Annotated in this window: 8 protein-coding genes; 3 read left to right on the top strand and 5 right to left on the bottom strand. The window is 41.1% G+C overall.

Features of this window, described 5'->3' with window-relative positions; all coding sequences use genetic code 11:
• Both AC37HE_RS08600 and AC37HE_RS08595 read left to right on the top strand, forming a co-directional pair.
• The coding region (locus AC37HE_RS08600; RefSeq protein ID WP_500782418.1) for a DUF58 domain-containing protein at positions 1–558 on the top strand (558 nt) is incomplete at its 5' end.
• A 214-nt stretch (positions 559–772) separates the two neighbouring features.
• Positions 773–1,786, top strand: a complete 1,014-nt coding sequence (locus tag AC37HE_RS08595) for a dihydroorotate dehydrogenase-like protein (protein ID WP_500782417.1) — start codon at positions 773–775, stop codon at positions 1,784–1,786.
• 63 nt (positions 1,787–1,849) lie between these two features.
• Here AC37HE_RS08595 and AC37HE_RS08590 read toward each other — a convergent pair whose 3' ends face one another.
• The 5 genes from AC37HE_RS08590 to AC37HE_RS08570 form a co-directional block, all read right to left on the bottom strand.
• On the bottom strand, positions 1,850–3,160 hold the full coding sequence (locus AC37HE_RS08590) for a DEAD/DEAH box helicase (protein WP_500782416.1): 1,311 nt from the start codon (positions 3,158–3,160) through the stop codon (positions 1,850–1,852).
• A 74-nt stretch (positions 3,161–3,234) separates the two neighbouring features.
• On the bottom strand, positions 3,235–4,317 hold the full coding sequence (locus tag AC37HE_RS08585; RefSeq protein WP_500782415.1) for a T9SS type A sorting domain-containing protein: 1,083 nt from the start codon (positions 4,315–4,317) through the stop codon (positions 3,235–3,237).
• A 153-nt stretch (positions 4,318–4,470) separates the two neighbouring features.
• On the bottom strand, positions 4,471–5,637 hold the full coding sequence (locus tag AC37HE_RS08580; RefSeq protein WP_500782414.1) for a metallophosphoesterase family protein: 1,167 nt from the start codon (positions 5,635–5,637) through the stop codon (positions 4,471–4,473).
• A gap of 163 nt (positions 5,638–5,800) precedes the next feature.
• Positions 5,801–7,213 (bottom strand): hypothetical protein, encoded by a 1,413-nt coding sequence (locus AC37HE_RS08575; protein WP_500782413.1) that lies wholly within the window; start codon positions 7,211–7,213, stop codon positions 5,801–5,803.
• 25 nt (positions 7,214–7,238) lie between these two features.
• Positions 7,239–10,010, bottom strand: a complete 2,772-nt coding sequence (locus AC37HE_RS08570) for a TonB-dependent receptor (protein ID WP_500782412.1) — start codon at positions 10,008–10,010, stop codon at positions 7,239–7,241.
• A gap of 503 nt (positions 10,011–10,513) precedes the next feature.
• Between AC37HE_RS08570 and AC37HE_RS08565 the strand changes: the two genes are divergently transcribed.
• A partial coding sequence (locus tag AC37HE_RS08565) for an RlmF-related methyltransferase (RefSeq protein ID WP_500782411.1) occupies positions 10,514–10,847 on the top strand: 334 nt, incomplete at its 3' end.

Genomic DNA, 10,847 nt, shown 5'->3' with positions numbered 1-10,847 from the left:
CTGCTCGACTATGCGATAAACGCCAGCCTGGTGATCTCGAACATTGCTATGCTCAAGCATGACCGCGCAGGATTGATCACCTTCTCCAATCAAATTCACAACCTGCTGCCGGCCGAAAGGAAAGGCGGGCACCTTCAGCACATCATGGACGTTCTATACAAGCAGGAAACCGACTTCAACGAGTCATCCTTCGAAGCCTTATATGCCTCCATTTCCGGAAAAATACGACAGCGCTCCTTACTCATTTTATACACCAATTTCGAAGGACTACCATCGCTACGACGTCAGCTACCCTATTTTAAAAAGCTGGCAAGCAAACACCTGCTTTTAGTGGTCTTTTTCGAGAACTCGGAGATTGGTCAAACCACCAACCATAGATCGCATAATATGGAAGAAGTTTACATCAATTCCATTGCACGAAAATTTGTACACGACAAAAAGGTTATGGTCAATGAGCTAAAACGCTACGGAATATTATCGCTGCTCACTCCACCTGAAGGACTTTCGATAAACCTCATCAACAAATACCTGGAAATAAAAGCCCGCGAACTGATTTAGCTAACCCTTATATCTCCTGCACTTCAACTTAAAAAAGGAATAAAAAATTAATTCATCTGTATTCCTTTAACATATGCTTTTTGCTAACTTTAAGTGGTTACAACACGTCAAAATGGTTACATGAAGGAGCTATTGATAACTAAATTCTTTTATCAGTAATGAACAAAAGCCTGAGTGTACAGTTTTTAATAACAGAAATTAAATAATCAATACTATGGCAGACTTATCCACCACTTACATGGGATTGAAATTAAAATCCCCAATCATTCTTGGAGCAAGCAACCTCGTAACAAAACCCGAAGCTATTGAGCAAATTGAAGCAGCCGGCATTGGGGCAATTGTTTATAAATCGTTGTTCGAGGAACAAATTCATCTGGAATCAATCCAAATGGATGAAGATTTACATGAATACGAAGAACGCAATGCCGAGATGACCCGACTTTTCCCGGATATGGAGCATGCCGGACCAAAGGAGCACCTGCTCAATGTAAAAACACTGAAAGAAAAAGTTAGTGTTCCGGTCATTGCAAGTTTAAATGCCATTTATGAAACAACTTGGGTAGAATATGCACAGGAATTGGAACAAACCGGCGTTGATGCCCTGGAAATTAATTTATATGCCACCCCCGGATATTTCGAGGTTGAGGGCGAAAAAATTGAAGAGAGACAGGTTCAGATTATCAAAAGTGTGAAAAAGGCAGTATCAATCCCGGTGAGCGTAAAACTGAGTCCGTTCTACTCCAACACACTAAATTTCATCAAAAAACTGGATGAAGCCGGAGCTGATGGATTTATTCTGTTCAACCGCTTCTTCCAACCCGAGATTGACATTGAAAAAGAAGAATTCTTCTACCCATGGGATTTAACACACGAGGGCGACTACCAGTTGTCATTACGCTATGCCGGCTTGTTACATGGGAACACTGATGCCAGTGTCTGCTCAAGCCGCGGTATTGCAAATTCGGCCGATGTTATTAAAATGTTGCTTGCCGGAGCCGACGTTGTTCAAATGGTTTCAGCATTCTATAGAAACCAACCTTCTTATGCAGCTACACTGTTGAAAGAAATTAATGAGTGGATGGATAGTAAAGGCTACAAAAAGCTGAAAGATTTCCAAGGAAAACTTTCACGCAAAAAAATGAGTGATCCGTTCACCTACCAACGTGCTCAATATGTTGACATTTTGATGAAGTCGGAAGAAGTATTTAAAACACACCCGATGGTTTAGAACTAAAAATATTCTATGACACAGGAAAGGCTTTCCCTCCCGGGCAAAGCCTTTTCATTTACCCTAAATTACTGTAAGTCTGATTTTTTTCGTTTTCAATTTGCTACCATCAACCAATTGGATGAGTTGATTACATTTAGAACGATGAACGGCCACAAAAGCACAATCTTGCTTCAATTCAATTACACCCAGATGCTCCTTTCCCAACTGGCCTTGCTTAAAGAACAATCCGGCTAAATCACCTTTCGATATTTTATCTTTCCGACCACCTGAGATCATCAAGGTTGTCCATTCCGAAGCTTTAAGAAGAGGTGCTTCCACAAGTTCTTCAATCTCTGTCTCTGGAATAAACTCTGGTAAACTCTCCTCTTCCCATTTTAAAACATAAGCCGTTCCGTCGCTGAACATGCGGGCAGTACGACCATTTCGATGCGTAAACTCGTGGCTGCGTCCCGGTAGTTGATAATGAATAATAAAGCGGATCTCCGGAACATCGATGCCTCGGGCTGCCAAATCCGTTGCCAACAATAACTGATGGGTTCCATTCCGAAATTTAATTAATGCTCGTTCCCGATCATTTTGTTCCATACCTCCGTGAAAACAGCCATGAGCAATCTTCTTTTCCGATAAAAACTGACTAATCCGGTCGATGCTTTCTTTATAGTTGCAGAATATGATTCCCGGCTCATTACCGATATGGCAGAGCGCATCGACCAATGTGCCCAATTTATCTTTTTCAGGTGAGATGATTGTTTTCATTGTCAAGCGGGACTCCCCTTCTTCCAGAAAGTTCAAAACTTTGGGGCTCTTCAATCCAACAAAAGCAGGCACCGAAGCATGCATTGTTGCTGATGTCAGTATCTTCTTTTTCAGGTCGGGAAGCAAAGCAATAATTTCACTCATCTCTGCTTCAAATCCAACCTCCAACGACTTGTCGAACTCATCAAGCACTAGGCTTCGAATATTATCCGTTGAAAAGGTATCTCGCCGCAGATGGTCAGCAATTCGCCCCGGAGTACCGATCAGGATTGCAGGTGGGTGACTTAAATTCAACCTATCTTTCGAGAAAGACTGACCGCCATAAACAGCATTGGTCTTAAAACCAGAGCCCATGTCGCGGGTAACTTGCTCAATTTGAATTGCCAGCTCACGTGTAGGAACAATGACCACCGCTTGTACACCATGAATATTTCGGTCTAACCCGGCAATTAACGGCAACATAAAAGCAAGCGTTTTACCCGAACCTGTTGGAGAAAGCAAGACAACTTCAGCATTCGAATGAATGGCCAGCTGCACTTCCTCCTGCATCTGATTCAATTCGGCAATATTCAATTTTGCCAGTATACTTTTCTGATTTTTAATCGACTTTGACATGCCGCAAAGATAAGGGAATTTTAAGAGCCCAAAACCAGCCCTGAATATTAACAAAATCAATATACAGCGCTCATTTAATTATTGGGAAGGACCATGATCTTCTGGACTACAACTTTTTCAGAGCTGTACACAGTCAGGAAATAAATACCTTTATGAAGTGCCATTCCTGATAAATACAACCGGTACTTATCGTTATTGACAGCTGTCTTTATAATCAAACGGCCTTGAATATCCTGTAAAGTCAGATATTTGATGCGGTCTCCCGACTGCACATCCAGAAAATCTGAAGCAGGATTTGGAAAGCAACTAACCGAACTTACGCTGTAATCTGAAACTGCTGTGGCCGTAGATGGATTAAGCTCTACCCGGTAAAGTGAAGACTGTATATTCGACGTGGTTTCACATGACAGAAAGAGCTTTGTGGAATCTGAAAAGCAAATGCCTTCGGTTTGCCATTTGCTGCTATTACCAATCGTTACTTTAGCCACAGATCCGCTAAAAAATTGACTTCCTTGAAACCCATCGAGAAAACACAGAAATGAATTGAGCTTTGATCCATCGTAACCAACGAGAGCTATTTTCTTCGATTCCGGGTCATAGTCAGCACCAGTGACTAATCCTCCAATGTTATATTCTTCACTTGGACTAACCTGATAGTTCCCGGCTACCTTGGGAAGTTCATACACCCTTACGTGATAATCACGGTGGTCTTTCGTAAAAAGGAACAAGGAATCCCCGTATGAAATCATCGATTCACAGTCAAAATTAGTTTTGCTATCGGAACTAAATATTTGTTGATCGTTGTAAGAGAATTGGATAGCTTCAGCCTGAACATGTACCGTTGCTTGATCACCAATAGCGTTTTTGGCAATTTTCAACACTTTTAAATCAGTACGCGTCCCATTATTGTTCCCAAAATCACCAACATATATATATTCCTCATCCGATGTGATATCTTCCCAATCAACATTGGAAAAATTATCCACAATCACCGTCTGCAATATGGTTCCTGTAACAGAATCAATCGCAAGCAGATACGGGCTATTTCCACTGTCCTCATGTGTCCACAGTTTTCCATCGGTATAAACCAATCCTGAACTTTCCGGAATACTGTTCAGGGGACAAATTAAACTGTAGGATACATTTCCCGTCTCCATTTGTACAGACATTTCACCCCCTGTCCCGGAAGCCAACAGCTGCGAAGTTTCCAGGCACAAAACAAGGCTGCCGAAAATGACTTGCAAAAAAATCGCCAGCCTTTTCGTGCCTTTCAGTATCAAAGGTAGATTTTTCAATGTCGCTATTCTTAATTATAATGCGATGGAAGTACTTTCACCCCAAACGATTGGCTTGTCAGGATGTGAAGGATCTGTGTTCCATAGGCATTCCCGAACAGTCATCGTTTTCCTTTGCGTATCGATTGTAACCAGTTGAAATGAAAGCTTGGTTTCATCGTACCTTGAAATATTCCCTTTCATTGGCGAATCAACCTGAATAACTTTCAAATCTACATCGTGATTAGGCCCATAATAATCGTAGTACCTGTTTTCGTTATCATTACCATGAAAATAGACCTCAATGTTCGGATGCTTCTTCAGGAACTGAGCAAATTCGTTTTGTTCAATCGTACTGGGATCAGAAACAGATGAACCATCTTTGAAAACTTCCGGAAGAAGATTTTCAAACTTGTCAGTCGGGTTAATGTCATGTTTTCCATTCGGATTCGTGAAATGTTTCGATTCCACATTGGGTTCATCATGTTGGAACAACAAGACAGGAGTTGTATCGCTGACCATAGCCAGATCTTTTTCCATCCAAACCCGTTCGCACGAATCAGCCCACATGTTAATAAAAAGAAAATGCAAACCCGCGATATCACGTGAATAATGCACTTTGTCGGTTGCATAATTATAGGTTGAATCCGTTTTCGGTGTCGATGGGAACATGTAGTTGTAAATACCAACCAATGAACCATTATCCGTTGGAGGATGCATCTCGCGATAGAACCCCAGCGCATCGGTAATATCGTGATTACCGGGCAACAAAAAGACCGTCGCCTTTTTATTTTGATTGTTTTTCAAGGTCAGTCCGTTCAAGTATATTTGTTCAAACTGTCCCCACGAAGTTGTCGCATCCTGTATATCACCCTCTTCCCGATTGGCAATATCACCTGTATTAATAAAATAATCAATACCTCCAACCTTTTTACCGGCATTGACACCGCCATCGTTAGGCAAGGTTAAATCAGGCAATGAATTCATTTGCTTGACCATTGCTGCATTCACCACACTTGAATAGACATTGGAGTCGCCTTGGAACGTTGTTCGGGTAATCCCCAAATGCGTATCGGAAGTGTATACAAACTGGACTATCGAATTCTTCGAATCTACATGATCGGAACAGCTTATAAGCGTTAGCGACCCAACAAACATAATCGCCAGACTCGAGAGCCAAAACTTTCTTCTGAAATTAAACATGTACTTTCTTTTAATCTGAAATTAATAACAACACGATGTAATGTAATCAAAAGAAGCCAAGCTGGATTTATTCACCAGCTCAGCATCTTAACCAAAATTCACATCAAACATAAAGAAAAGGCTCCGCCCCTAATTTCATGATCAGCGGAACCTCCAAATAATACTAATGTTGGTTACCTGTACCATCTGTTGGGAAAGCGCCCAAGTCTACACTTGGAGCTGTAATTGTTGCTTTCAGGTCCGGATCGGAAACAGCGCTTGTTGCATCAATTGCACTAAATCCGATGTACCCTTTTCCAATAGCAGGGGAACCCGTTTGCAAATGGAAATCGTAGTTACCTACAAAATTATACAAGGTAACAGGACCGCTCACAGGCAACGAGAAGTTTACAAATTCGGGGTTGTTTTGTCCGATGAGTTCCGGAGCATCATAAACTTCACCTAAGGTGTAAGAGTCGGGATACCCCGGATAAAAAGTAGCAGGATCAGGAATATCTGTACTCTGCGGTTCGGTTGCATGGGTTACAGGGTAAATATCATTCACAGTAGCAATTGTATCTCCGTAGCTTAAGTTATTACCATAATAGCAATGTTCAATATCGGCGGCCGGATTTTCCAAAATACGCAAACCTGTTTTGCAATTTACCATAATATTGTCATAACAGTAGCCTCTTGCACCCTGCTCATAATTCGCATCAGCACCACGGTCCGGATCCACACTTCTCCATCCTCCGGTGATATACGTATTGTTGTACATGTTCACATTGGTTTGGGTCGATCCGTAAGTACCTTTATTCGATGCTTTTGTACCGCCCTTCGCTGAGCCAACAATCAGGTTATACGCCATATCACCAACCGACGAGTTTTTAACGTTAAACGCATCCCCATCGTTATAGGCCAATTTTTCAACCGTATTCCTCATAATGGAAAATTTTCCACCGTTCATCCTAACTGCATCAGTTGTTGAACCATATACCCATGAATCTTCCAGAATCAAGTATCCGTTTGGATTTTGAAAATGGATCACAAAAAGGTCATCTCCCGGATCATAACCAACAGTTGGATTGTCCGCTTGTGCTGTTCCTCCGGCAAAATCAAGGTGTGTCCATTTTATATCAACAAGATTGGCTGTCTCGCCACATTGAATTCCACCCCATAATTTTCCGTCTGGTTTAAGCCCTGGGTCAGTGTTGGGGTCTTGCAGGGTATTTAATTTATAATCCACCTGATTTTCATACGCATCCTTCCCTGTAATCCAGTTTGGATTTTCTTCTGTACCTAACGAAATGAATGCACCATTCACAATAATCTGAGCCGCCGGATCAAGAGACAGTAATTTTACACCACTTTGCATCAACAAAGTATCTCCTTCGTTAATTGTTATCTGGCTACTAAAATAGTAGGTCTTACCCTTTAACATGGTACCTTTCACACTACCTGAAAGATTTTCACTGTCTATTGTCTGGCCAATCTGTTTTTCTGGTTTCGAAATCACCGTATTATCGGATTTGTTACACGAAACCATGGCTATGGCAGCAAATGCCATGAAACCACCTAAGCATAGTCTTTTTTTCATAACTGATCTTTTAAACTGACTTGTATTAGTTTTTTCTTGTTAAATTATTAAAGCGGATACCAAAAGTGAATCTTTGTCCATAAGTATCTTTCTGCACCAGGACACGGTCATCCCGATTTTGATAAGGCAATGCAAACTTCCCTGTTTTGTAGATATTGGGCTGATGAATTTCAACCAATACCGGAGAATTCAAAATGTTGTTTACCTTACAGTACACAGTGAAATATTTGAAAATCCTTTTTTCAATTGAGAATGCTAATTGTGATGTTCCCCTTTGCCAGTAATCCAGTCCTTCATAAGGTGAAATCAAAGTGATGTTTTTGCCCGTGTACACCATCGCCAATTGGGCATTCACCCCAACCTTCGGATTCTTAAACAAGAGGGAGAGATTGCCCACATGTGGAGCTTGACCTCCTAATGGGCCTTTTTCAGTCGTATTCTCAGCAACATAATCGGTATTGTAAAAGAGTTTAAGGCGTTCTACACTTGAATGAGTGTAAGTGTAGTTACCCGAAATTCCAATATGCCCCCAGAACTTGGCTAAAGCCATCTCAAATCCATAGTTCTGTGCTTTGTCGGCATTCACCGGCCATAAAGTTGCACTTGACGTACCATTAAAATGGATACCGTTTTCGATGGGGTTGGTTATTTCTTTGTAAAATGCACCTAAAAGAATTTGGTCGGTTGAATTGGGGAAGAACTCATATCGTAAGTCAAAATTGTTTGAAGTTGCGTGCAGTAAATTTGGATTACCACTCATGTCGAAATTATCGCCTCGAATCGTATAAGGCACATATTCAAAGAAACCAGGTCTGTTGATTCCACTGAAATAAGACAACCGTACATCCTGCTCGTTATTCAATGTATATTTTAAATGCACACTCGGCAAAATATCCTGGTAAGTAACAGTACCTTCTGCCCCTGCTGCTATTTTAGGATCCTGCGCAGTTTTCCATCCTTGTTCTGTATTTTCAACACGCACACCAGCCAATACAGAGATCTTCTGATGCAGCAAGACAGTAGCCTGGATATAATAGGCCGAAATTTTCTCTGAAGCCGAGTAGGTCAATGGATTAATTGGACTTCCCTGAGCGGCAGTTGTACCATTAAACTGAAATTTATCCGCGGTTAGTTCTCCGTCAAAAGGAACGCGATCTCCAGTAGTCGAGGTCTTTGGAACTAAATCCCACTCGTTATAGTGGTTGTCCCTCGATTTGTCCCTATACATTCCTCCGGCAGCAAGCGTAACATCCTGCCCGGCGATTAAACGGTGATAATTAAGGTTAAGATACCCCGAATAATCTTCGTCGAAATTTCGGGTCCAGATTCTATAAAAAGGAATATTCAAAACCTCCGGCGTTGATACAGAGTTACCGTTAATATCATATCCAACCTCTTGTACGGTTTGGTATTCCGCCCAATCGGGCTCTTCATTTCTTGCTTTAGAATACACAGCTGACCAGTTCATCTTCAAATCCTCCATCAGGGTATGTTCCCCCTGTAAGGTCGAATTGTAAATACTTTGATTCTGAAGTCTGGAGCGGTACTTCAGATAGGTATTCCCGGTTCCGACTCCGTCTCTACCAATTGACAAGCTTGTGTCAATTGTTGCGCGATATTCAACATCAATCATCTTGAGGTAGAGGTTGTAGAAGCTTATTTTATTTTTAGAGTTAATGGTGTAATCTATTTTGGAATGCACACCATACCGGGTACTTTGCTTATTATATTGTCGACTGTAGAAATCTTCAAAAGATGGCACATTACCTGGCTCTGGCTGATTATTCGGCTTAAACCAAATCCGGTCAGAACCTTTGTATTCATTTTGATAGCTTCCGGCAACAATAATCCCCAGCTTCTTGTCTAAAAAACGATCACCAATAGAGAAATTAAAATTTTCATCGACCGGAAATTTCTTGGTTTTATAATCGAAATTCTTGTAGGTGAAATCAGCAGGCGTAGCTTCATAGCTTGAGCCATGGATATCCGCAGGGGATTTATAACTCACAACACTTTTATCGAAATTAGAATACTTTCGTTCGGCCAGCAATTCACTAAAGCCTGTCCCCGCATTAGCAGTAATGGTAAGAACTTCAGGGGCATCCTTCATAACCAGGTTCATGGCGCCACCAATTGCATCACCTTCCATCGCAGGGGTAAGTGCCTTGACGACCTCTAGTCTGTCCAGCAGATTTGATGGAAACATATCCATGGGAACATATCGGTATCTATTATTGGGGCTAGGGATCTTCACGCCGTTTACAAGTGTGTAGTTATAGCGTTTATCCATTCCCCGGATAATTGCATACCGGGCCTCCCCACTGCTAGTCCTTTGAACCGAAACGCCCGACATTCTTTGCAAAACACTGGCTGTGGTATTATCGGGTAGCAACTGAATAGTCTTAGCTGAGATGACATTTAAAACTTTGTCTGAATTTTTCTCAAGCGACCTTGCATAAACATTCGATCCTTTATCAAAATTGGCATGAACAACAACCTGATCGATATCCATCGAGGCAGGTTTCATTTTAAAGTCCATTTTTAGCTCGTCCGAATTATTCTTTACAACGATCTCGTGCTCCTGGGTTTCATAACTGACAAAAGAAACCACAACAGTATAGGTACCGGGTTTGAGGTTTTTAATGGTATAGGAACCATCCAAGCCGGAAATATCATATAAGTGTTTATCATTCTTTAAATAAACCTCCGCTCCGGTTAGCGTTTCTTTATCTTTAGCATCAAATACGCTTCCTTTCAAACTTGCTGCATTTGTCTTTAGCACGACAATAGACAGCATTGCTAACAAAGAAATTTTAAAGTATCCAGATAGTCTCATCAAAAGGGTTGTTTTAATTTCCAAAGGTCAAAAGTAGACCAAAACACAGACCCAAAACATAGACTATCAGCACTTTAACCAAAAGTTATTTTATGAAATTAAATTGACACGCCCATTTATCGGTTGTGTGATAATTTCTTTAGTTTTCCTTTAGATTTGTTTTGTATTATATCGTCACACAAAGTTTTCTTAGTTCCTATGGAGCTATAAACAAGCCATAAGCATTCCTATTCCAGAACAAATTAAACACCCCTCACAGGAGTCAAATACAGTGAAAAGAGCACAGTTTGACACTCTTATCCCTTGCCAACAAAAATCAAATGGATAACACAGAAGTAATTTATACAAAAAAGAAGACGACAATTATTTTTAAAATATACTCTGACAAGAAGGCTGATCCTTCTGCAGCCACATAGGTTTCTGACCGATAAAACTTAAATTTGCAAACTAACAACAGCAGATCAATGGCCGAAAAGAAGAAAATTCATCCTACCGTAAAGGCAAAATTACATCCACGAAACAAAAACAGGGAACGCTACGACTTTAGCAAACTTACTTTAGCTTGTCCGGAACTTACCCCCTTTGTCCGAGTCAATCCTTATGGCGATGAATCGATCGACTTTGCAAATGCTCAAGCAGTAAAAATGCTGAACAAAGCCATCCTGAAGGCAAACTACGGGTTCGATTACTGGGATATTCCGCCGGGTTATCTTTGTCCTCCAATCCCCGGGCGGGCCGACTATATTCACTATGCTGCTGATCTGCTGAGCGAATTAAATAAGGGAACCATCCCGACCG

Source organism: Mangrovibacterium sp. (assembly GCF_059905295.1).
This window is presented reverse-complemented; position numbering and strand designations above follow the sequence as displayed.

What these genes read in the sequence shown, in the direction of transcription:
- AC37HE_RS08595 (WP_500782417.1), top strand. Translation starts at nt 773, where the DNA reads ATGGCAGACTTATCCACCACTTACATGGGATTGAAATTAAAATCCCCA.
- AC37HE_RS08590 (WP_500782416.1), bottom strand. Translation starts at nt 3,160, where the DNA reads ATGTCAAAGTCGATTAAAAATCAGAAAAGTATACTGGCAAAATTGAAT.
- AC37HE_RS08585 (WP_500782415.1), bottom strand. Translation starts at nt 4,317, where the DNA reads ATGGAGACGGGAAATGTATCCTACAGTTTAATTTGTCCCCTGAACAGT.
- AC37HE_RS08580 (WP_500782414.1), bottom strand. Translation starts at nt 5,637, where the DNA reads ATGTTTAATTTCAGAAGAAAGTTTTGGCTCTCGAGTCTGGCGATTATG.
- AC37HE_RS08575 (WP_500782413.1), bottom strand. Translation starts at nt 7,213, where the DNA reads ATGAAAAAAAGACTATGCTTAGGTGGTTTCATGGCATTTGCTGCCATA.
- AC37HE_RS08570 (WP_500782412.1), bottom strand. Translation starts at nt 10,010, where the DNA reads ATGCTGTCTATTGTCGTGCTAAAGACAAATGCAGCAAGTTTGAAAGGA.